The organism is Microbacterium sp. bgisy203 (assembly GCF_965345155.1).
GTDB lineage: Bacteria > Actinomycetota > Actinomycetes > Actinomycetales > Microbacteriaceae > Microbacterium.
In genome coordinates, this window is the sequence record NZ_CBDRLZ010000006.1 from 33,598 (window position 1) to 53,757 (window position 20,160).

At 71.2% G+C, this 20,160-nt stretch carries 22 protein-coding genes and 1 pseudogene; 12 read left to right on the top strand and 11 right to left on the bottom strand.

The window, feature by feature from the left end:
- A complete protein-coding gene (locus ACRVYW_RS10480) occupies positions 1 to 723 on the top strand; it encodes a DUF998 domain-containing protein (RefSeq protein WP_431804350.1) in 723 nt (240 codons plus the stop codon).
- On the opposite strand, the gene ACRVYW_RS10485 is transcribed toward ACRVYW_RS10480, so the two are convergent.
- Complete coding sequence (locus ACRVYW_RS10485) at positions 674 to 856, bottom strand: hypothetical protein (RefSeq protein WP_431804352.1); 183 nt, start codon at positions 854 to 856, stop codon at positions 674 to 676. The two genes, ACRVYW_RS10480 and ACRVYW_RS10485, sit on opposite strands and share 50 nt — an antisense overlap.
- A 60-nt stretch (positions 857 to 916) precedes the next feature.
- Between ACRVYW_RS10485 and galE the strand changes: the two genes are divergently transcribed.
- Positions 917 to 1,894, top strand: a complete 978-nt coding sequence (galE, locus tag ACRVYW_RS10490; RefSeq protein ID WP_431804354.1) for a UDP-glucose 4-epimerase GalE — start codon at positions 917 to 919, stop codon at positions 1,892 to 1,894.
- A gap of 6 nt (positions 1,895 to 1,900) precedes the next feature.
- Here the strand turns inward: galE and ACRVYW_RS10495 are convergent, their stop codons facing one another.
- Positions 1,901 to 2,851, bottom strand: coding sequence for a LacI family DNA-binding transcriptional regulator (locus ACRVYW_RS10495; protein ID WP_431804507.1), 951 nt, complete (start codon positions 2,849 to 2,851; stop codon positions 1,901 to 1,903).
- Between the two features lie 106 nt (positions 2,852 to 2,957).
- Here ACRVYW_RS10495 and galT point away from each other — a divergent pair, with 106 nt between their 5' ends.
- The 4 genes and pseudogenes from galT (at position 2,958) to ACRVYW_RS10515 (ending at position 6,943) form a co-directional block, all read left to right on the top strand.
- The gene (gene galT, locus ACRVYW_RS10500) at positions 2,958 to 4,121 is read left to right on the top strand and encodes a galactose-1-phosphate uridylyltransferase (RefSeq protein ID WP_431804509.1); all 1,164 of its coding nucleotides are present in this window, start codon (positions 2,958 to 2,960) and stop codon (positions 4,119 to 4,121) included.
- Positions 4,118 to 5,275, top strand: coding sequence for a galactokinase (galK, locus tag ACRVYW_RS10505; protein ID WP_431804356.1), 1,158 nt, complete (start codon positions 4,118 to 4,120; stop codon positions 5,273 to 5,275). Before galT ends, galK begins: the two co-directional genes overlap by 4 nt.
- 165 nt (positions 5,276 to 5,440) lie before the next feature.
- A pseudogene (locus ACRVYW_RS10510) lies at positions 5,441 to 6,290 on the top strand (alpha/beta fold hydrolase).
- Positions 6,287 to 6,943 carry a YdcF family protein gene (locus ACRVYW_RS10515; protein ID WP_431804357.1) on the top strand — a complete coding sequence of 219 codons (657 nt, stop codon included), beginning with the start codon at positions 6,287 to 6,289 and terminating at the stop codon, positions 6,941 to 6,943. The pseudogene ACRVYW_RS10510 and the gene ACRVYW_RS10515 overlap by 4 nt, the downstream one beginning before the upstream one ends.
- On the opposite strand, the gene ACRVYW_RS10520 is transcribed toward ACRVYW_RS10515, so the two are convergent.
- The 6 genes from ACRVYW_RS10520 to ACRVYW_RS10545 are packed head-to-tail and all read right to left on the bottom strand — an operon-like array spanning position 6,889 to position 12,910.
- Positions 6,889 to 7,683 carry a fibronectin type III-like domain-contianing protein gene (locus tag ACRVYW_RS10520; RefSeq protein ID WP_431804359.1) on the bottom strand — a complete coding sequence of 265 codons (795 nt, stop codon included), beginning with the start codon at positions 7,681 to 7,683 and terminating at the stop codon, positions 6,889 to 6,891. The two genes, ACRVYW_RS10515 and ACRVYW_RS10520, sit on opposite strands and share 55 nt — an antisense overlap.
- A gap of 3 nt (positions 7,684 to 7,686) precedes the next feature.
- On the bottom strand, positions 7,687 to 9,192 hold the full coding sequence (locus ACRVYW_RS10525) for a glycoside hydrolase family 3 C-terminal domain-containing protein (protein WP_431804361.1): 1,506 nt from the start codon (positions 9,190 to 9,192) through the stop codon (positions 7,687 to 7,689).
- Positions 9,193 to 9,244: 52 nt separating this feature from the next.
- On the bottom strand, positions 9,245 to 10,183 hold the full coding sequence (locus tag ACRVYW_RS10530) for a DNA-methyltransferase (RefSeq protein ID WP_431804363.1): 939 nt from the start codon (positions 10,181 to 10,183) through the stop codon (positions 9,245 to 9,247).
- Positions 10,162 to 11,211, bottom strand: coding sequence for a lipoate--protein ligase family protein (locus ACRVYW_RS10535; RefSeq protein WP_431804365.1), 1,050 nt, complete (start codon positions 11,209 to 11,211; stop codon positions 10,162 to 10,164). The genes ACRVYW_RS10530 and ACRVYW_RS10535 overlap by 22 nt, the downstream gene beginning before the upstream one ends.
- Positions 11,212 to 11,241: 30 nt before the next feature.
- The gene (locus ACRVYW_RS10540; protein WP_431804367.1) at positions 11,242 to 12,051 is read right to left on the bottom strand and encodes a hypothetical protein; all 810 of its coding nucleotides are present in this window, start codon (positions 12,049 to 12,051) and stop codon (positions 11,242 to 11,244) included.
- A complete protein-coding gene (locus ACRVYW_RS10545) occupies positions 12,044 to 12,910 on the bottom strand; it encodes an alpha/beta hydrolase (RefSeq protein ID WP_431804369.1) in 867 nt (288 codons plus the stop codon). Before ACRVYW_RS10545 ends, ACRVYW_RS10540 begins: the two co-directional genes overlap by 8 nt.
- Before the next feature lie 88 nt (positions 12,911 to 12,998).
- Between ACRVYW_RS10545 and ACRVYW_RS10550 the strand changes: the two genes are divergently transcribed.
- Entirely contained in the window at positions 12,999 to 14,699 is a 1,701-nt protein-coding gene (locus tag ACRVYW_RS10550; RefSeq protein WP_431804370.1) for a DHA2 family efflux MFS transporter permease subunit, read from the top strand.
- Here ACRVYW_RS10550 and ACRVYW_RS10555 read toward each other — a convergent pair.
- Complete coding sequence (locus ACRVYW_RS10555; protein WP_431804372.1) at positions 14,666 to 16,027, bottom strand: DUF222 domain-containing protein; 1,362 nt, start codon at positions 16,025 to 16,027, stop codon at positions 14,666 to 14,668. The two genes, ACRVYW_RS10550 and ACRVYW_RS10555, sit on opposite strands and share 34 nt — an antisense overlap.
- Positions 16,028 to 16,086: 59 nt before the next feature.
- On the opposite strand from ACRVYW_RS10555, the gene ACRVYW_RS10560 reads away from it, so the two are divergent.
- From ACRVYW_RS10560 to ACRVYW_RS10580, 5 genes are all read left to right on the top strand, one after another.
- On the top strand, positions 16,087 to 16,560 hold the full coding sequence (locus ACRVYW_RS10560; RefSeq protein ID WP_431804374.1) for a MarR family winged helix-turn-helix transcriptional regulator: 474 nt from the start codon (positions 16,087 to 16,089) through the stop codon (positions 16,558 to 16,560).
- A complete protein-coding gene (locus tag ACRVYW_RS10565) occupies positions 16,557 to 17,921 on the top strand; it encodes an MFS transporter (RefSeq protein ID WP_431804376.1) in 1,365 nt (454 codons plus the stop codon). The genes ACRVYW_RS10560 and ACRVYW_RS10565 overlap by 4 nt, the downstream gene beginning before the upstream one ends.
- A gap of 129 nt (positions 17,922 to 18,050) precedes the next feature.
- Positions 18,051 to 18,467: a DUF4383 domain-containing protein gene (locus ACRVYW_RS10570; protein ID WP_431804378.1), complete on the top strand. Its 417-nt coding sequence runs from the start codon at positions 18,051 to 18,053 to the stop codon at positions 18,465 to 18,467.
- Positions 18,464 to 19,000 carry a hypothetical protein gene (locus ACRVYW_RS10575; protein ID WP_431804380.1) on the top strand — a complete coding sequence of 179 codons (537 nt, stop codon included), beginning with the start codon at positions 18,464 to 18,466 and terminating at the stop codon, positions 18,998 to 19,000. The genes ACRVYW_RS10570 and ACRVYW_RS10575 overlap by 4 nt, the downstream gene beginning before the upstream one ends.
- A gap of 105 nt (positions 19,001 to 19,105) precedes the next feature.
- Complete coding sequence (locus tag ACRVYW_RS10580) at positions 19,106 to 19,444, top strand: protein-L-isoaspartate carboxylmethyltransferase (protein WP_431804382.1); 339 nt, start codon at positions 19,106 to 19,108, stop codon at positions 19,442 to 19,444.
- Between the two features lie 48 nt (positions 19,445 to 19,492).
- Here ACRVYW_RS10580 and ACRVYW_RS10585 read toward each other — a convergent pair whose 3' ends face one another.
- Together ACRVYW_RS10585 and ACRVYW_RS10590 are read right to left on the bottom strand one after the other, a co-directional pair.
- Positions 19,493 to 19,822, bottom strand: a complete 330-nt coding sequence (locus ACRVYW_RS10585) for a peptide ABC transporter permease (protein ID WP_431804383.1) — start codon at positions 19,820 to 19,822, stop codon at positions 19,493 to 19,495.
- A gap of 5 nt (positions 19,823 to 19,827) precedes the next feature.
- Positions 19,828 to 20,154, bottom strand: a complete 327-nt coding sequence (locus tag ACRVYW_RS10590; protein ID WP_431804385.1) for an RNA polymerase subunit sigma — start codon at positions 20,152 to 20,154, stop codon at positions 19,828 to 19,830.
- Positions 20,155 to 20,160 lie beyond the last annotated feature (6 nt).

Here is a 20,160-nt window from a genome sequence, read left to right on the forward strand (position 1 = left end):
GTGACCGGCACCGCGGCCGACGCCTGGCGTCGGGTCTGCTTCTGGATCCTCGGCGTCGGCGCCCTCTCCTACTTCGTCTTCGAGGCGGTGACCGCCGCCGCGTGGCCCGCGCCGGGCTACAGCTACCGCGACAACTACGTCTCCGACCTCGGAGTCCCGCCCGCCGCCGTATGTGGCGAGACCGGCGACCGGTTCGTCTGTTCCCCCGCGTACGGCGTGATGAACACCGGATTCTTCGTCGTCGGCGCGGCGACCCTCGTCGGGCTCCTCGCCCTCGGGACGCTCTTCACCGGGGCGCGCCGCGTCGTCACGATGGCGTTCGCGCTCCTGCAGGGTGTCGGCGTCGCAATGGTCGGTTTCGCACCGGGCTCGTTCGCCGAAGACCTCACGAACGACCAGGTGCAGATGGTCGTCCACTCGCTCGGCGCGCTGTTCGGCATCCTGGGTACAGCCGTACACGCGATCGTGTTCGGCGTGTGGGAGCTGAGCCGCCGATCCGCCGCGCGGCGCGGGTTCGGCATCGCGAGCCTGGTGCTCGGGCTCGCGGCACCCGTGGGCCTCGTGCTTCAGGGCGCCAGCGGGGTGGTGAACCTCGGGCTCGGGCGCGGAGGCTTCGAGCGGATCGGCGTCTACAGCGCGATCCTGTGGCTCGCGCTCATGGCGGCGTACGGGCTTACGGCGCTGCGGCGGCGAGTCGCGCACCGGCGACACGCAACCACCTGACGGGGTCGAGCAGGCTCGCCTCCGCCGACCCGGCGAGATCGGTGAGCGAGAGGGATGCCGTGAAGACTCGGGTGTCGGCATCCGCGGCGATCCGCCCGATGACGACGCGGCGCGTGCTCCGGCGATCGGTCATGTGGCGATCCTACGAGGCGCCCCGGCAGGGCGGCCGGCCCCCATCGGGCAGGATGGACACATGAGTTGGCTGGTCACCGGCGGCGCCGGGTACATCGGAGCGCACGTCGTGCGCGCACTTGCGGCGGCGGGGATCGACCCGATCGTCGTCGACGATCTCTCGAGCGGCCACGCGTCGTTCGTGCCCGACGGCGTGCCGTTCGTGCGCGGCACGATTCTCGATCGCGAGCTCCTGGTCGCCACGATGCGCGAGCACGACGTGGAGGGCGTCATCCACGTCGCCGGCTTCAAGTACGCGGGGGTCTCGGTCGAGCGGCCGCTGCATACCTATGAGCAGAATGTCGAGGGCACACGGGTGGTGCTGCAGGCGATGGCGGATGCCGGCGTGCACAACATCGTCTTTTCTTCCTCCGCCGCGGTCTACGGCACCCCCGACTTCCCCCTCGTCACGGAGGACCTGCCCAAGCGCCCCGCGTCGCCGTACGGCGAGTCGAAGCTCATCGGCGAGTGGCTGCTGCGCGATCAGGGCGTCGCCACGGCATCCTCCGCCCACCCCCTCCGCCACACGTCGCTGCGCTACTTCAACGTCGTGGGCTCCGCGGACGAGAGCGTCTACGACACGAGTCCGCACAACCTCTTCCCGATCGTGTTCGAGAAACTGCTGGCCGGGGAGACGCCGCGCATCAACGGCGACGACTACGACACCGCCGACGGCACGAACGTGCGCGACTACGTGCACGTCGGTGACATCGCCGCCGCCCACGTCGTCGCGGCGCAGCGCCTCGCGGCGGGCGAGCCCGTCGAGCCGGCGTACAACCTCGGTTCGCAGAACGGCCTGAGCGTGAAGCAGATCATGGATGCCATGGCGCGGGTCACCGGCATCCCCTTCACCGCGGAGATCGGGCCGCGGCGCGCGGGCGACCCCGACCGGATCGTCGCGACCGGCGAGCTCGCCGCCCGTGACCTGGAGTGGCAGAACCGCTACACCGTCGACGAGATGGTGCGGACTGGCTGGGAGGCCCGGCGCGCAGCGCTCTGACCTCCGCTACGCACTCGCGCGGCGGACCAGGGTGGGCGTCAGGATCACCGGTGACGCGGCCTCGCCGGCGATCCGCGCGACGAGCGCAGCCACGGCCGCAGCCCCCAGCGCGTCGAAGTCCTGACGGACCGTGGTGAGCGGCGGGCGGTAGTCGGCCGCGTCGGCGACATCGTCGAAGCCCACGACGGCGACGTCGTCGGGAACCGCACGGCCCTGCGCGGCGAGCGCACGGAGGGCCCCGAGCGCCATCTGGTCGTTCGCGACGAAGAGGGCGCGGGCATCGGGCGGCAGGGAGAGCGCCGCCGCGTATCCGGAGGCCGCCGTCCAGTCGCCGGGGAGCGGATCGGGGGCGCTCATCCCGGCATCCGCGAGGGCCTCCCGCCACCCGCGCTCGCGCTCGGACGCCGCATACGACCCGTCCGGGCCGGCGAGATGCCACACCGCTCCCCGGCCGAGGGAGAGCAGGTGCGCGGTCGCGGCGCGCGCTCCCGCCGCGTGGTCGGTCTGGACGATCGCGTACCGACCGTCGGGCGGCGAGTCGACGACGACCACCGCGAGCCCACCCGGCACCGCGACTTCGCGAGCCGCGCGCGTCGCCTCGTTGAGGATGATCGCGCCGTCGACCCCCTGTTCGCGCAGACGCGCGAAGCCGTCGGCCACGGCATCCGGGCCTTCCGCCGTCACGACCGTGAGCGCGAACCCGCGCAGGGATGCCGCCGCCGCGATCGCCTGCAGCATGCGCGAATTGCCGACGGTGGCGAGCGTCGACACGAGCAGCCCGATCGTGTCGCTCCGGCCCGTGCGGAGGGCCCGCGCGGCGCGGTGCGGGCGGTAACCCAGGCGCTCCATCGCCGCCGCGACGCGGGCGCGCGTGACGGGGTCGACCCGCGGGCTGTCGTTGACGACCCGTGAGACGGTCTGGCCGGAGACGCCGGCGGCGGCGGCGACGTCGGCCATCGAGACCCGTCGGTTCATCGGTCGCTCCGTTCACAACTCAGGAGAACTGCTCTGTGTTGACGATAACACGGCGAGAATCTACGATGTTGACGTGAACAAGCCTCCGTTGTTTCCGTCGGATGCCGCCGACCCGACCGCCGAGACGACGCCATCCGCGCGGCTCGGTGCCGGTGTCGTCAAGCGCGTGACGCACCTCGCCGACGGCCGCGAGCTGATCTACTACGACGACCCGGACACGACGCTCGGACCTGAGCGTGCCGCCGATACGCGCGTGCTCGATGCGCGGCCCGAGACCGCGACGATGCGGCGCGACGTGCTCACCGGGGATTGGATCTCGATCGCCGCGGCGCGGCAGGGCCGGGCGTTCCTGCCTCCCGCCGAGCTCGACCCGCTCGCCCCGCAGACGCCGTCGAACCCGTCGGAGATCCCGTCGCTCTACGACGTCGCGGTCTTCGAGAACCGCTCCCCCTCCTTCGGTCCGGCGCTCGGCGACCCGGCCGATGCCCGCGACGACGACACCGGCGACACGGCTCTCGGTCTCGCCCGGCCGAGCGTCGGGCGCTGCGAAGTCGTCTGCTTCTCCCACGAGCGCACCGGGTCGTTCGGCACGCAGTCGGTCACCCGCGCCCGCACCGTGATCGAGGCGTGGGCCGACCGCACCCGGGTGCTGTCGGAGGTCCCCGGCATCCGGCAGGTCTTTCCGTTCGAGAACCGCGGCGAGGCGATCGGGGTGACGCTGCAGCACCCGCACGGGCAGATCTACACGTACCCGTACATCACCCCGCGTACGCAGCGCCTGCTCGAGCAGATCGACAGCACCCCGCCCGACCTGTTTCAGCGCATCCTCGAGTTCGAGCAGCGGGGTCCGCGGGTCGTGCTGCGCGGTGAGCACTTCACCGCGTTCGTGCCGTTCGCGGCCCGTTGGCCGATCGAGGTGCATGTCCTCCCTCACCGGCACGTCCCCGACCTCGCGGGTCTCACAGACGCCGAACGCGACGAGCTGGCCCCGTTCTACCTGCGCCTGCTGCGAGGAGTGGATGCCCTGTACGACACCCCGACGCCGTACATCGCTGCCTGGCACCAGGCGCCCGTGCGCGTCGGCCGTGACACCGTGCGGCTGCGGCTGGAGCTCACGAGCCCGCGCCGCGCCGCCGACAGGCTCAAGTTCCTCGCCGGGTCGGAGGCCGCCATGGGCGCCTGGATCGGCGATCTCGTCCCCGAGACCGCGGCCGAGCGCCTCCGCGCGGCCATCGAAGGAGTGACCCTGTGACCGCGACGTCGCCCTCCCCCGCAGTCCCCACCGCCGGCACCTGGTCGGCGCCGGGGCGCGTCAACCTCATCGGTGAGCACACCGACTACAACGACGGGTTCGTGTTCCCCTTCGCGATCGAACACCGCACCCGCGTCGACCTCACCACCGGTCGCGACGGCGTCATCCGCGTGCGGTCCTCGTTCGCGCCGGACCCGGTGGAGCTGCCGCTCGCCGAGCTCGACGCGCTCTTCCCCGCCCGCCGCGACGAGATCACGGAGTGGGCACGCTACCCCCTCGGCGTCGCCTGGGCGCTCCTCGACGAGACGCAGACCGACCCGGCATCCGTCACCGGTGTCGACCTCCTCTTCTCCTCCGACGTGCCCGTCGGAGCGGGGCTCTCATCGTCCGCCGCGATCGAGGGCGCGACCGCCGCGGCCCTGAACGACGTCTGGGATCTCGGCCTCGACTCGGTCGCGCTCGCCCGCATCGGGCGCCGCGCCGAGAACGACGCCGTCGGCGCACCCACCGGCATCATGGACCAGACCGCCGCGATGCGCGGGCGGGCGGATGCCGGCATCTTCCTCGACTGCCGCACGCTGGATGCCGAGATCATCCCCCTCGGGTTCGCCGCGGCGGGCCTCGAGGTGCTCGTCATCGACACGCGGGTGAGTCACGCGCACTCCACCGGCGGGTACCGCGAGCGCCGCGAGGCGTGCGAGCGGGGCGCGGCGCTCCTCGGCGTTCCCGCGCTGCGTGACGTATCCGTCGACGACCTCCCCCGCGCCGAAGAGCTGATGGACGACGTCACCTTCCGCCGCGTCCGCCACGTCGTCACCGAGGATCAGCGGGTGCTGGATGCCGTGCGGACGCTGCAGGGCGACGGCCCCCGTGCGGTCGGGCCCCTCCTCGACGCATCGCACGCGTCGATGCGCGACGACTTCGGGATCTCGACGCCCGAACTCGACCTCGCCGTCACCACCGCCCGCGCCGCGGGGGCCGTCGGGGCACGGATGACCGGCGGCGGATTCGGGGGCGCCGCGATCGCCCTCATCGATCACGAGCTCGTCCCGGCGGCGACGAGCGCGATCGAGACCGCGTTCGCCGACGCCGGTTTCACGGCGCCGCACATCTTCACCGTGCACCCCTCCGACGGGGCACGACGCGACGCCTGACAGGACCATGGGCGCGGCGCGTCAGATGACGCAACCCCCTGGCATCCTCGCGGCGTCGCCCGTAGCGTCGAATCCAGTCGCCGGCATCCGCCCGGCTGTCTCACCACTGCCCGTACACGATCGCCCGCACACCATCACCCGCACACCCCCGAGGGAGCACTGACCATGGCCTACGTCACCGTCGCGACCGAGAACTCGACCGACGTCGAGATCTTCTACACCGATCAGGGCCCCTCGGACGGTCAGCCGGTCGTCCTCATCCACGGGTTCCCGCTGAACGGCGAATCGTGGGACCTGCAGGCGCGCGCGCTCCTCGCGGCGGGCTACCGCGTGATCGCGTACGACCGGCGCGGGTTCGGCGCCTCCTCGAAGACGGCGTCGGGTTCGGACTACGACACGTTCGCGGCGGACCTCCACGCGCTCATCGATGAGCTCGAACTCGAGGATGCCGTGCTGGTGGGGTTCTCGATGGGAACGGGCGAGATCGCCCGCTACCTCCCGCTACGGCGCGGGCCGCATCGCGAAGGTCGCGTTCTTCGGCTCGCTCGAGCCCTACCTGCTCATCACCTCCGACAATCCCGACGGAGCCGGCGATCAGGCGTTCTTCGACGGCACGGCCGCGGCGGTCGCGGAGGACCGGTACGCGTTCCTCACCGGGTTCTTCCGCGACTTCTACAACCTCGACGACCTCCTCGGCGAGCGCATCTCGCAGGAAGCCGTCGACGCGAGCGTGCAGGTCGCGAACCAGGCGGGGAACGCCGCGATCGCCGCCGCTCCCCTCACCTGGCCGACCGACTTCCGCGGCGACATCCCCTCCATCACCGTCCCGACCCTGATCGTGCACGGGACGGCCGACAACATCCTGCCCATCGATGCGACGGCGCGGCGGTTCAAGGACCTCGTGCCCGACGCGACCCCGCTCACCTACGTCGAGATCGAGGGCGCACCGCACGGGCTCCTGCGCACGCACGGCGCCGAGGTGAACGAGGCGCTGCTGGCGTTCCTGCGTTCGTGACGCGCCGCGCGTCCGCGCGTCTGCGGCGGGGGATGCCGTGGTTCGCGGCGGCCGGCCTCGGCGCGGCACTCCTGGGTTTCGGTGAGGCGCAGGCGTTCCGCGCGTCGCGCGCCGACTACCCGACCCCAGCCGACGCGACCACCGGGGCGACCACAGGGCCACGGGACGGGCGGGACGTCGTCCTCGTCCTCGGATTCCGCTCCCGCGAGGACGGGCGCCCGAACGCACTGCAGGCGTGGCGGACGCGCATCGCCGTGCGCTCCGCGCCGCCGGGAGCGCTCTACGTCTTCTCCGGCGGCGCCGTGCGCGGGTCGGCGCCGGAGGCCGAGGTCATGGCACGCTTCGGCGCGGAGCGCCTCGGCATCCGCCCCGCAGACATCGCGATCGAGCCGCACGCGACCTCGACGCACGAGAACCTGACGCTGTCACTGCCGTGGCTGGAGGGCGCGCGGACGATCCGCATCGCGTCGAACACCGCCCACGCGCGACGCGCGCGACAATATCTGCGCGCCCTCGAGCCGCAACTGTGGCGGCGGCTCCGTCCGACGCGCGACTACCGGCCGCTCGAACTCGGCCCTCTCCGCCTCGCGCTGACCTTCTACGACTTCGTCGCGGGGCGGGCGGCCGCGTTGGCCTCGTCGAGGAGCGTCTGAAGGCTCTCAACGGTCACCTCGGGGCCGGTGAAGCCGACGATGCGGCCGACGGGGAAGCCCTCCATCGCCTTCAGCGTGGCCGCGTCGGATGCCTCGTCACCGGAGAGGAACGAGCCCATCGCCTTCCGCGTCGGCGGCCCCGCGACGGGGTCGGCGAGCACGTCGGTGACCGAGGAGTGGAGCGTCAGCGGCACGGAGGTGTCATCGCCGGCGACCGTCACGGTCGTCGTCGCGCGGATGTCGCGGCTCGATGCCCCGACCTCGATCGTGTAGTCGCCGCCCTCGAGCACCCAGCGGCCCTGGCGGACGTCCCACGCGGTCAGGTCGTTCCGGTGAAGCGTGATCTCGACCTGCGCCTCGTCACCGGGCGCGATCTCGACGGTCGCGAAGCCCGAGAGTGCCCGCACCGCGCGCTCGATCGCCGAGCCCGGGAGCGACGTGTAGACCTGCACGATCTCGCGGCCCGGACGATTGCCCCCGTTGCTCACCGGGACCGTGACGACGATGTCGCCGGCATCCGTCACCTCCGCGTGCGCGTCGCCGTAGCGGAACGTCGTGTACGACAGTCCGTGGCCGAACGGATACGCGACCTCGAGCTGCTTCAGGTCGTAGCCGCGGTAACCGACGAAGATGCCCTCGCCGTAGCGGACGTGCCCGGCCTCACCGGGGAAGTTGCCGTACGAGGGGGTGTCCTGGATGCGCAGCGGAATCGTCTCGGTCAGCTTTCCCGACGGGTTCACGGCTCAGAAGAGGACGTCGGCGGTCGCGGAGCCCCCCGCCTGGCCGAGGAGCCAGCCCTCGACGATCGCGGGGACGGCGCCGCGGAAGGGCAGGAGCACGACGCCGCCGTTGGAGAGGACGACGACGGTGCGGGGGTTCGCGGCGGCGACCGCCTCGATCACGGCGAGCTGGTCTGCCGGAAGGTCGATGTCGGTGCGGTCGTAGCCCTCCGATTCCGCCGCGGCCGGCAGTCCCGCGAATACGATCGCAACGTCCGCGGTACCGGCGGCGGCGACCGCCTCTTCGCGCAGGGTGTCGGGGTCGCCGTTCGCGCTGTCGGCGCCCGCGAGCACGAATCCGGGCGCGTAGGTGACGGTGCCCGCGGCGGCCTCCGAGATGGCGTCCCACGCGGTGTCGAGCCGTGTGGGGTTGATGAGGCTGGAACCTGCGCCCTGGTAGCACGGATGCTTCGCGAACGCACCGATGACGGCGAAGGATGCCGCGGCATCCTTCGGGTCGAGCGGCAGCAGATCGCCCTCGTTCTTCAGCAGCACGATCGAGCGGCCGGCCGCCTCACGGGCGAGCGCATGATGGGCGTCGACGTCGATCTCCCCGCCCGCGGCGGGACGTTCCGCCGCGCGGCGCGTCAGCTGGACGGCGCGGCGCGCGGCGGCATCCAGCGCCGATTCGGCGATCTCACCCCGCTCCACCGCCGCGACGATGAGCGCCGGGCTCGCCCCACCCGACGAGGGCATCTCGAGGTCGAGGCCGGCGGGAAGGCCCGCGACGCGGTTGTCGACCGCACCCCAGTCCGACATCACCAATCCGTCGAAGCCCCACTCGTCGCGGAGCACCGTCGTCAACAGCCAGGGATTCTCCGACGAGTAGACGCCGTTGATCCGGTTGTACGAGCACATGACGGTCCAGGGATGCGACAGCTCGATCACCTGCTGGAAGGCGCGCAGGTAGATCTCGCGCAGCGGCCGCTCGTCGATGTCGGCGCTCACGCGCATGCGGTCGGTCTCCTGGTTGTTCGCGGCGAAGTGCTTGACGCAGCCGCCCACCCCCTCCGCCTGGAGACCGCGGATGAACCCCGCCCCCACGACCCCGGCGACGAGCGGGTCTTCGGAGTAGTACTCGAAGTTGCGCCCGCACAGCGGCGAGCGCTTGATGTTGATGCCGGGGCCGAGCACGACCGACACGTCCTGCACGATCGCCTCGTGCGCGATCGCGGCGCCGACGCGGGCGGTGAGGTCGGGGTCGAAGGCGGATCCGATGCCCACCGCGGGCGGGAAGCAGGTCGAGGGCACGCTCGCGCCGAGGCCGAGCGCGTCGCCCGCGCCCTCCTGCTTACGCAGGCCGTGCGGACCGTCGGTCATCATGAGCGACGGGATGCCGACGCGCTCGATCGCTTGGGTGTGCCAGAAATCCGCACCGCTAGTGAGCGAGGCCTTCTCCTCTCGCGTGAGCTGGGCGACGGTGTCGTCGAGGGCGGAGGTGTGCGATGGTGCGGACTGCGAAGCGGTCATGCGGCCATGCTGGCAAAGCTCGGCGCCCAGCGCGAGGGGTGCGATGGGCTGGTCAGCGGACGATCGCGTCCGGCATCCGCCGCCGCATGACCTCGATCGCGTCGGGGTTGTCGTCGACGAGCATCGCGTGGCGCCCGAGCGCCGACGCGACCGCGCCGGTCGTGCCGCTGCCGGCGAACAGGTCGAGGACGCGGTCGCCCGGGCGGCTGGATGCCTGGACGATGCGGCGGAGGATCCCCTCGGGTTTCTGGGTCGGATAGCCGGTCTTCTCTCGCCCGCCGGTCGGTACGATCGTGTGCCACCAGACGTCGGTCGGCAGCTTCCCCCGCGCCGCCTTTTCGGGCGTGACGAGCCCGGGCGCCATGTAGGGCTCGCGGTCGACGGCCTCGGAGTCGAACCAGTAGGCATCCGGATCCTTCACGTACACGAGGATCGTGTCGTGCTTGGTCGGCCAGCGGCGGCGAGACTTCGCGCCGTAGTCGTAGGCCCAGACGAGTTCGTTGAGGAAGCAGTCGCGCCCGAAAAGGGAGTCGAGCAGCACCTTGGCGTAGTGGGCCTCTCGGTAATCGAGGTGGAGGTAGAGCGTGCCGTCGTCGGCGAGCAGGCGCCACGCCTCACGCAGGCGCGGCTCGAGGAAGTCCCAGTAGTCGCCCCACCGGTCGTCGTACGCGCGGAGGTCGCCGCGCAGGCGCGCGTAGCTCGTGCCGCGGAAGCCGGTCTTCACCGGCGCGCGTTCAGAACTCCGGAGATCCGCGTCGCGCGCCGCCGGATCGGGGTCCTGGCCGGGGTCGATCGCGCGATTCTCCGGAGTTATGACCGCGCGCTCGACCGCCCTCCTGCGCGACCGGCCGGTGTTGAACGGCGGATCGAGGTAGATGAGGGTGAACGAGGCGTCGGGCAGACGGCGCGCGACCGCGAGATTGTCGCCGTGGACGATCTCGACCGCCCCGGGCGCGGGCGGGGCGTCGGTCACGGCACGCGGTGCAGCCACGCGTCGGTGGCGAACTTCGAGGCGACCAGCACCTCGGCCTCGGCGTATTCCTCGTCGGTGATCCGTCCGGGCTGGGCGCCGTAGAGGCTCGTGAAGGTCTGCTTCAGCTTCTCGATGATCGCCTCGCGCGGAAGGCCGGTCTGGGCGCGGAGCGGGTCGACGCGCTTCGCGGCCGAGGTCGTGCCCTTGTCGCTCAGCTTCTCGCGACCGATGCGCAGCACCTCGGTCATGACCTGACCGTCCATGTCGTACGACATCGTCGCGTGGTGCAGCACGCCGCCGCCCGCGAGCCGCTTCTGCGCGGCGCCGCCGATCTTGCCCTTCGGCGAGGCGATGTCGTTGAGCGGCTGGTAGGTCGCGTCGACGCCCAGGGCGCGCAGCGCCTGCAGCACCCAGTCGTCGAGGAACGCGTACGAGTCGGCGAAGGTCATGCCGGCGACGAGGGATGCCGGAACGTACAGCGAGTACGTCACGATCGAATCGGCGCCCATCATCATGGCGCCGCCGCCCGAGATGCGGCGGACCACGTCGTAGCCGTGGCGGGCGGCGCCCTCGGGGTCGACCTCGTTGCGGTAGGACTGGAAGGATCCGATGACGACGGCCGACTCGTCCCACTCCCAGATGCGGAGCGTGGGGTTCCGGAGCCCCGCGCCGACGCGCGCGGTGAGCACCTCGTCGAGGGCGAGGTTCATGCGCGGTGAGACCGCCTTCTCGTGGACGATCTCCCACGTGAAGTCCTTCCACCCGGGGGCGGTGACGAGCGCGCGGCGGACGGCGGTGCCGACCGATTCGGGGGTGAAGCCGAGTAGCTGCGCCCCCTCGGGGAGCGCGGCGCGGACGGCGGCGGCGATGGCCGCGGCATCCGATTCCACCGGCAGCCCGGTCACCGCGGCATCGATGTCTGCCAGAGCGTCGTCGGGTTCGAGGAAGAAATCGCCCGCCAGGCGGAAGTCGGCGATGCGGCCGTTCTCGACCTCGAGGTCGACGACGACGAGCTTGCCCCCGGGGACCTTGTACTCACCGTGCATGTCTTCAGCCTAGGTCAGTACACGGTGCGCCTACCGAGCCGCCTCGTCGGTCATCGCCATCACCTCGCGCAGGCGGCGCTCACCGATCACGCCCGCGACGATCATCAGACCCAGCATGACCACCGCGAGCACGCGGGTGGCCCACAGCGCCACGGTCTGCCCCAGCGTGAAATCCGCGGTGTCGGACCAGAACAGGACCTCGACGACGCTCTCGCCGGTGACCCCGATGAGCTGCGGGGCCAGGGAGAGCAGGATGACGTACGACGCCACGGCGGTGAGCATGACAACGAGATAGAGGGTCATGAAGTACCACCACGGGTTGATCGCGCGGCCCGCGCGCCGCGCCGCCCGTGCGCGAACGAGCGTCACGATCGGTATCGCGAGCAGGCCGACCGCGAGGGCGGCGAGGCCGTACGCCATCGACCATACGAAGCCGAAAAGCAGCGGGAGGAACACGATCGCGGACGCGTCCTTCGCGATGACGGCGACCGCGATGCTCACGCCGAGGGTGCCGACGAGCCAGAGGGCGAGGGCCCAGAGGTAATCGCGCAGCACCCCGCGGTATCCCGCCCAGATGGGGGTGTCGTCGAAATCTCCGCCGAGCCGCGGGTCTCCCACATCTCCCCAGGGCAGGAAGAAGAAGCGCAGCCCTCCGGCGATGCCCCCCGCCGCACCGAACGCCAGAACGATCGGCATGACGACGTCGAAGGAGTCCGTCGAAGCGAGCATCGGCAGGAGCCCTGCGAGCGCGCCGACGACCGTCAGGGCGATGATCCACCGCAGCGGCCGCGCCCAGTGGTCCGCGTACCGGGTCGCGAGTGTGCCGGCGCGCTCAGTCACGGACGGGAATCCGCTTGTCGAGCCACGCGAGCAGGTCGTCGCGCACGTCTCCCTGGATCGGCTCGTTGAAGATCTCGTGGCGCGCGCCCGGATAGACGATGACGGTGACGTCGTCGAGCCCGGAGCGGGTGCGGTACACGTCGGCGAGCTTGTTGATGCTTCGCGGTCCGCCGAGCGAGTCGTCCTCGCCGACCATCAGCAGCACCGGGCGCTGGGGGCGGATGTCCCTCGCGGGGCGGCCGAGGATGCGCATCTGGTCGGGCAGGCTGAACAGCCGCTGCATGGGTTCGGTCGTGCCGTACGGGTCGGCGAGAAACGCCTCGCCGACGGCGGGGTCGCTCGCCATCCACTCCGTGCCGTTGGAGGTCTTCGACTCCCACCGCTTGTTGAGGTTGCCGACGTTCATGTAGCCGAGCATGCGGTAGGCGGAGCCGCTGAGCACGACGGCGTCGTAGCTGTCGGTGTGCTTGTCGAACAAACGCTGGGTCATGAACGACCCCCACGAGTGGCCGAGGATGATCAGCGGCAGGTCGGGGTTCTCGGCACGGATCAGCTGGGTGAACTGCCAGAGCGCGTCGACCGTGGCCCGCAGGCCGCCGACGCCGAGGTGCCCGATCTTGTCGGGGTCCCCGCCGTGCTGGCGCTCGCCCGTGCGCCCGTGGCCGCGGTGATCGTCGGCGTAGACGACGTACCCGTCGGCGGTGAGCGCGTCGATGAGGTTGCCGTAGCGACGCGCGTGCTCGCCGATGCCGTGGAGGAGCTGGACGACGGCTCTCGGCTCGGTGGCGGCGGCGTAGTGGTCGAAGACGATCTCGACGCCGCGAGCGTCCGTGTAGGTGCGTTCGGTCGCCTCTGCCATGCTCGCGAGCTTAGAGGAACGGATGCCGTGGCGACGAGCTCGAGCATCCACTTCCGGACGGGAAGATTGCTAGCTAATCTAGCGTTTCGTGAGGGACAAAACATCGCTGCGCTGGTTCGGGCTGGTCTTCATCAGCCTCGCCGTGGCGCTCATCATCGTGGACTCGACGATCGTCAACGTCGCGGTTCCCGCCATCGTCGACGAGCTCGGACTGTCGTCGACCGAGGTCCAGTGGGTGCAAGAGGCGTACACCCTCGTCTTCGCCTCACTACTGCTGCTGTTCGGAAGCCTCGCCGACCGGTTCGGGCGGCGACGACTCCTGCTCATCGGCGTGGTGCTGTTCGCCGCGGCATCCGTCGGCGCTGCGTTCGCGCCGAGCGCCGACCTGCTGATCGGTGCGCGGCTCGTGCAGGGCGTCGGCGGGGCGATGATGCTGCCGAGCACCCTGTCGCTGCTCAACGCGACGTTCCGGGGTCGAGAGCGCGGCATCGCGTTCGCGGTGTGGGGCTCGACGATCGGAGGCATGGCCGCGGTCGGGCCCCTCCTCGGCGGGTGGCTGACGACCGCCTTCTCGTGGCGGTGGGCGTTCGGGATCAACGTGCCGCTCGGCATCCTCATCATCATCGGGGTGCTGTGGGCGGTGAACGAATCGCGCGCGGAGTCGTACGGCCGGATCGACGGGGTCGGCGCGGTGCTGTCGGTGATCCTGTTCGGTTCGCTCGTCTTCGGGCTCATCGAGGGGCGGACCCTCGGCTGGTGGGCGGTGAACGACCCGTTCACGATCGGGGACTGGACGTGGCCGTTCGACGTATCGCCCGTGCCGATCGCGTTCCTCCTCGCGGCGCTCTCGCTCGTCGCGTTCATCGCGTGGTCGCGCAGCCGCGCGAAGGCGGGCAAGCAGACGCTGCTCGACCCCCGGCTGTTCTCGATCGCGACGTTCCGCAGCGGCAACGTGGCGGCGCTCGTCGTGGCGCTCGGGGAGTTCGGGATCATCCTGTCGCTGCCGCTGTGGCTGCAGTTCGTCCTCGGATTCAGCGCGCTGCAGACCGGTCTCGTGCTGCTGGCGCTCGCGATCGGATCGTTCGTGGCGAGCGGCTTCGCCGGCGCGACGAGCGGGAAGGTGAGCCCGGTGCTCGTCGTGCGGATCGGCCTCGTCGCGGAGATCATCGGCGTCGCCGGGGTCGGTGTCGTCGTCGGGTGGGATGCCGGAGCGGGGGATGCCTGGGGCTGGCTCCTGCCGGCGCTGTTCGTCTACGGGTTCGGCGTGGGGCTTGCGACCGCGCAGCTGACGGGAGTCGTCCTGCAGGACGTGCCGGTCGAGCTGTCGGGACAGGGGTCGGGGACGCAGTCGACGGCTCGGCAGGTCGGCTCGGCGCTCGGCATCGCGATCCTCGGGACGGTGCTCTTCTCGAGCACGGCGGGGATCCTGTCGTCGTCGCTGGAGGATCGGGGTCTTCCCGAGGCGCAGCGCGACCAGGTGGTGTCGACCGTGGTCGACAGCGCCGGTGCGGCGATCTCCGGGCTCGCCGACAACCCGCAGACGGCGGAGATCGGCGCCGACGCGAAGCAGGCGTTCTCGGACGGCACCCGCCTCGCGGCGTTCACGGCGGCGGGATTCCTGGTCATCGGTCTCGTCGCGACGATCCCGTTGGGACGCTCGCGGCGCGAGGGAGATGCGGAGGGCGCGGCGAGGACCCGTGGTCAGCCGGGTGCCCGCGGCGCGGGTGCGGGCGCGTCCGAGGCGGGCGCGTCCGATCAGAAGGGCGCGGGGGCTCCGACCGAGTCGTAGGCGGCGTCGAGGAGCCGCCGCCAGGGCGGGTCCTTCACCCTGTTCGTGGCGGCCTGGATCACCGGTGGTGCATTGTTGCGATAGCGCCGCCGGGTCGGGGACGTGAACTCGAGCACCTCGCCGCCGAGGTGCGTGATCGTCCATGGCGAGGCGTGCTTGAGGCGGTGATGCTTCTTGCACAGGATCGCCAGGTTCCCCGCGTGGGTCTTCCCGCCGTCGGAGAACGCGACGGTGTGGTCGGCTTCGCTCCCGACGGCGGGGCGGCGGCATCCTGGCCACCGGCAGCACTGATCCCGCGCATCGAGCAGGCGGCGAAGCCTCGCGCTCGGGCGGTAGGTGTCGAGCCGGAGGGGCTCTTCGGTGAGGGGGTGGATCATCACCCTCTCCCAGCACGACGCGCCCGCGGCCAGGACGCGAGCGGTGTCTGCATCGATGGGCCCATGCCCGTCGAGGAGCGCCGGTTCGTCGCTCTCGCCCATGACGGTCAGGATCGGGACGGTGACCCGCACCGTCGCACGGATCGCGCCTAACGCGCTCCCGTCGTCGTCCGCGTCATTGTGGCCGGTCGGAGCACCGGTCAGCAGGAGATCGAGAGCCACGTCCGCGCGCCGCTGGTCGAGCGTGCGCTCGTCGGGCGTGCAGGCATCCGGCCCGCCGGCATCCGGCCCGCCGGCGTCGCCGTCGGCGTCTGAGTCGCCCCTGTGCTGCCCGTCTCGGCCGCAGGCCTCGTCCCCCTCGCCGTCGCCGGCGCTGTCGTCGCCGGCGAGGGCGGCGGCCAGGTCGGTGACACGCTCGAACACACCCTGGATCAGCGCCGCCGGACCATCGAGCAGCAGTCGGGTGAGCCCGTCGTGCAGAGGGTAGGTCTTCACCTGCCGGGCTGCGAGCGCCTCGCGATGCCGCGCCTCGACGATCTCCGGCTGCAGTCGCGCCGCGATCACCCGGGCGTGCTCCCGCACCGCCGCCGCCGTGTCGACCTCGGCGACCGGCAGGATCAGCTCCTCGAACACGCCACGGTTCCCGGCATCCAATGGGGCACCGGCGTCGATGATCGCCGACGCGTGCCGCTCATCGATCCGCCCCTCCCGGAGCGCCTCTAGCGTGGCCGGGTAGGCGCCTACGAGCGCGGCGCCGTCACCAAGCCACGAGGAGATCGTCCGCTCCCCGATCCGCATCGCCGCGGCGAGCTCCGCCATCACCTCACGCAACGGGATCGAATCACCCACATCGCCGGCGCGCCCCCGACCCGAGCGCGCCGCCTGACGCTGCGCAACCCGCACCGCCACCAGCTCCAGAGCCAGATCGTATTTTTCTTCTATTTTCACCACTCCTCACTCCCGCCCCGCCCTTTACTTAGCAAGGCTAATGAGCTAAGCTAACGAAAAGAATGAGTCCCACTGTCACACCCCCCAGCCCCACTCCTGAGCGCGCCGACACCTCCCCCAACCTCGCCACCGAGGCATCCGACCTGCGCATGGCGACCTTCCGTCTCGCGCGGCGCCTCCGTTCGCAGCGCTCCGTCGACTCGATGAGCGACGGCCAGTTCGCCGTACTCGCCGCCCTCTCCGTGCACGGCCCGCACACCCTCGGCGAGCTCGCCGACCGCGAGCGCGTCTCCGCACCGTCGATGAACCGCACCGTCAACTGCCTCGAAGAGGGCGGCTACCTCAGCCGCACCCCCGACGAGGACGACCGCCGCAAGGTCAACATCGCCCTCACCGACGCCGGCCGCACCGTCGTCGACGAGACCGTGCGTCGCCGCGACGAGTGGCTCGAGGCATCCCTCGCCGCTCTCACGCCGGCCCAGCGCGAGACGCTGCACGACGCCGCCGCGATCATGCGGGAGGTGGCCGCCAGATGAGCGCCATGTTCCGTTCCTTCTCCGTCTTCAACTACCGCGTCTGGTTCATCGGCGCCCTCGTCTCGAACGTCGGCCAGTGGATGCAAGCGACGGCCCTCAGCTGGGTCGTCCTCACCCAGCTGACCGACAACGACGCCGGCGCCATGGGCATCACGATGGCGCTGCAGTTCGCGCCGCCGCTCCTGCTCGTCGGCGTCACCGGGTGGGTCGCCGACCGCTTCGATCGGCGACGGCTGCTGCTCGTCACGCAGTCGCTCCTCATGTCGATCGGCGCCGTGATCGGCGTGCTCGTCCTCACCGGCGTCATGACGCTCCCCCTCATGTACGCGTTCGCGTTCGTGCTCGGCATGGTCGCCGCGTTCGACAACCCGACGCGGCAGGCCTTCGTCTCCGACCTCGTCGCCCGCGAGAACGCGTCGAATGCCGTCGCGCTGAACGCGGCATCCTTCAACACCGCCCGCATGATCGGCCCCGCCGTCGCGGGCATCGTGATCGTCGCGGTCGGCACGGGATGGGTGTTCCTCCTGAACGCCGTCACCTTCCTCGCGATGATCGTCGCGCTCCGCCTGATCCGCACCGACGAGCTCGTCCCGCGCGCGAAGGCGACGGGCTCGAACCGACTCGCCGACGGGTTCCGCTACGTGCGCGGGCGTCCCGACCTCATGGTCACGTTCGCGATGGTGTTCCTGCTCGGCGCGTTCGGCATGAACTTCCCGATCTTCGCGTCGACGATGGCGCTCGAGTTCGGAAAGGATGCCGACGGCTACGGACTCCTCTCGTCGATCCTCGCCATCGGCTCGCTCGCCGGCGCCCTGCTCGCCGCACGGCGCGACCGCGCGCGCATCCGCCTGGTCATCGTCGGGACCGGCCTGTTCGCCCTCGCCGGCGCCGTATCGGCCCTCATGCCCTCCTACTGGCTGTATGCCGTCACGCTCATGTTCACCGGCTTCGCGGTCGTGACGACGATGACCACGGCGAACGGCTACGTGCAGACGACCACCGATCCGGCCCTGCGCGGCCGCGTCCTCGCGCTCTACATGGCGATCCTCATGGGCGGGACGCCCCTCGGAGCCCCCATCGTCGGATGGGTGGCGGATGCCTACGGCCCCCGCGCCGCGATCTGGCTCGGCGCCGGAGCCGCGTTCCTCGCGTGTGCGATCGGATTCGTGTGGCTCGTGGTCTCGGGCCGCCTGCACCGCAGCGAGTCGCGCCGCTTCGCCCTCTCGCTCGACGAGACGCGCCCCCTCACGGTGGTCGCACCCGAGGAGTTCAGCGACGAGGTCGCCGGCACCACACCGATCAGCCTCCCCGAGGTGTCCGTTCCCGAGATCGCACGGGACGAGCGCCGCCGCATGGCCTGACGCTCGGTCGCCGGTCGCGCGGTCGCGCCGGTCGACGATCACCCGATCGCCGCGACCCATCCGATCGGCGGACCGCGCCGAACAGTCTTCATATCCGGCATCCGCCGGGTCAGGACTGAGGAGAGCATCATGCGCACATCACCCAATCGACTGGTCGCCACGATCTTCGGAGCCGTGTACGTCCTCGTCGGACTGCTCGGATTCGCGGTGACCGGCGGGGTAGGCTTCCTCGCGACCGAGGGAGGGCTCCTCCTCGGGATCTTCGCGGTCAACCCGCTCCACAACATCGCGCACCTCCTGATCGGCGGCGCACTTCTGATCGCCGGCCTGACGAGCGTGCGCGCCGCCAAGATCGTGAACATCGTGGTCGGGGCCGCATACCTGCTGCTGGGCATCGTGGGATTCTTCCTCGTCGGGACGAGCGCGAACTTCCTCGCGCTGAACGTGCCGGACCACTTCCTCCACCTCGGGAGCGCGATCGTTCTGCTCGCGGTCGGCCTGGGGGCGGAACGCTCCGACGCCGCCGTCCGCGCGGTCGGCGCGTGACGGACGAGGTGGCGTCGTCCACGGCCCGAGCCGCATGGCGTCGGTCGTGGGCGACTCCGCTCGCCTGGGGCGGCGGCCTCGTCCTCGCCGGGATGGGCGGCGCGAGCGCGGTCCGCGCGTCGACGGCGCTGTCGCTCTCAAGCGGCATCGTCCTCGTCGCGCTCGGGGTCGCCGCGCTCGTCTGGGGCGCCGTCAGCCTCGCGCGCGGGACGCTGATCGCGCCGCGCGCGGCGACCGCTGCGGTGATCACCGCGATCCTCGCGGTCGCCACCACCGTCGCGCTGCAGCCGGCGCGCTCGAGCGTGATCGGCGCGGCGGCAGCAGTCGCGCTGCTGGTCGCGACCGCCGCGCTCGTCGCGATGGAGCAGCGGCATCCGTCCGCGCCGAGCCGCTCCGCCGCTGTCCTCCCGCTCGTCGCGGCCGCTGCGCTGGTCGCCGTCGTCGCAACACCCGCGCTCGGCGCCGTGCAGGATGCCGCATCGGTCCGCGACGACGGTTCCATCGTCGTCATCGACCCGCACGGGCGTCACTGAGCACGCGGCCGCCGAGCGTGCGGCCCCGCATAGGGCCGCCGGGCGTGCGGGCGCCGCAAGGCATAATGGGAGGGCGCCGTTCGGCGCCCGATGATTTGGGGAGAGATGCCTTACCGCAGCAAGGCCACGGTGCAGGGATGGATCGACGACTATCTGGCCGCGCACCCCGCCTACTCGTCGTCGATCACGGTCCTCGAAAAGGACTTCACGCCGGGTCCCGAATCGGGGATGGTGGTCGTATCGCTCAACAACGCGTCGACGGTGACGTACATCCAGGCCGTCGTCGACGACCTGGGACCGCGGTGGCTTGTCACGTTCGAACCGCGGTCGGAGGCGATGGACCTCGATGCCGCAAAGGTAGCGGCTCTCGCCGCCGACCTCGCGGGTCTCGCGGAGTTGTGCGGATACCTGCAGGGACGCACCGAGGAAGCGATGGCGGCCTGACCGGACGCGCCCGACCGGATCAGCGGATGCCGATTCAGCGGGTCATCCTCAGAGCATCGGCAGGGTGAACACCGCCGCGGCGAACGTGCCGATCGCGACGATGCCGCTGAGCGCGGCCGCCGCCTGGAACGCACCCTGGGCGCGACGGGAGAGCACCGGCTGATCCTCGTTGGCCGGGGCCGATTCGACGGCGCGCTGGGCCTCGGCCAGAGAGATGTAGCGGCCGACCGGCGTCGATCGCCCGTCGAAGCCGACGAAGTGGCCGTCGACGGTGCGTTCCGCGTAGCCGACGTACTCGCCGTCCCGCGACGCGACGTGGAAGCCCGGCTCGACGGCCGCCCACGTGACGTGGGACGCCGCGGCCCTCGTGGGCAGCACGCTCGTCACGCGACGACCGCCAGTTCGGGCTTGGTCGCGGCTACCGCGGCGTCGAGGTCGATGACGATGCCCATGGCCGATGCCGCCGCCTGCGCGAGCTCATTGACGTAGGCGGGGTCGAGGCGGATGGGCTCGGCGCTGTCGAAGTCGAATCGGAGAGGGATCGCGCAGTGGACCCACACGGTCGACCGCCCGGCCCGTGCCGACGAGAACGAGACGCTGAAGCCCTCGGACCGGCGGAGCTTGGTCGTCGTCACCATCTTCAGGTGGGCGAGCTCGCGGTCATCGACCTCGATCGCGTCGATGCTGTTGCCGTAGTACAGACGTCCCATGATGAT

Coding starts and splice junctions, on each gene's coding strand:
- ACRVYW_RS10485 (WP_431804352.1), bottom strand. CDS start 856: ATGACCGATCGCCGGAGCACGCGCCGCGTCGTCATCGGGCGGATCGCC.
- galE (WP_431804354.1), top strand. CDS start 917: ATGAGTTGGCTGGTCACCGGCGGCGCCGGGTACATCGGAGCGCACGTC.
- ACRVYW_RS10495 (WP_431804507.1), bottom strand. CDS start 2,851: ATGGCCGACGTCGCCGCCGCCGCCGGCGTCTCCGGCCAGACCGTCTCA.
- ACRVYW_RS10525 (WP_431804361.1), bottom strand. CDS start 9,192: ATGACCGCTTCGCAGTCCGCACCATCGCACACCTCCGCCCTCGACGAC.
- ACRVYW_RS10535 (WP_431804365.1), bottom strand. CDS start 11,211: ATGCACGGTGAGTACAAGGTCCCCGGGGGCAAGCTCGTCGTCGTCGAC.
- ACRVYW_RS10545 (WP_431804369.1), bottom strand. CDS start 12,910: ATGGCAGAGGCGACCGAACGCACCTACACGGACGCTCGCGGCGTCGAG.
- ACRVYW_RS10560 (WP_431804374.1), top strand. CDS start 16,087: ATGAGTCCCACTGTCACACCCCCCAGCCCCACTCCTGAGCGCGCCGAC.
- ACRVYW_RS10565 (WP_431804376.1), top strand. CDS start 16,557: ATGAGCGCCATGTTCCGTTCCTTCTCCGTCTTCAACTACCGCGTCTGG.
- ACRVYW_RS10570 (WP_431804378.1), top strand. CDS start 18,051: ATGCGCACATCACCCAATCGACTGGTCGCCACGATCTTCGGAGCCGTG.
- ACRVYW_RS10580 (WP_431804382.1), top strand. CDS start 19,106: ATGCCTTACCGCAGCAAGGCCACGGTGCAGGGATGGATCGACGACTAT.
- ACRVYW_RS10590 (WP_431804385.1), bottom strand. CDS start 20,154: ATGGGACGTCTGTACTACGGCAACAGCATCGACGCGATCGAGGTCGAT.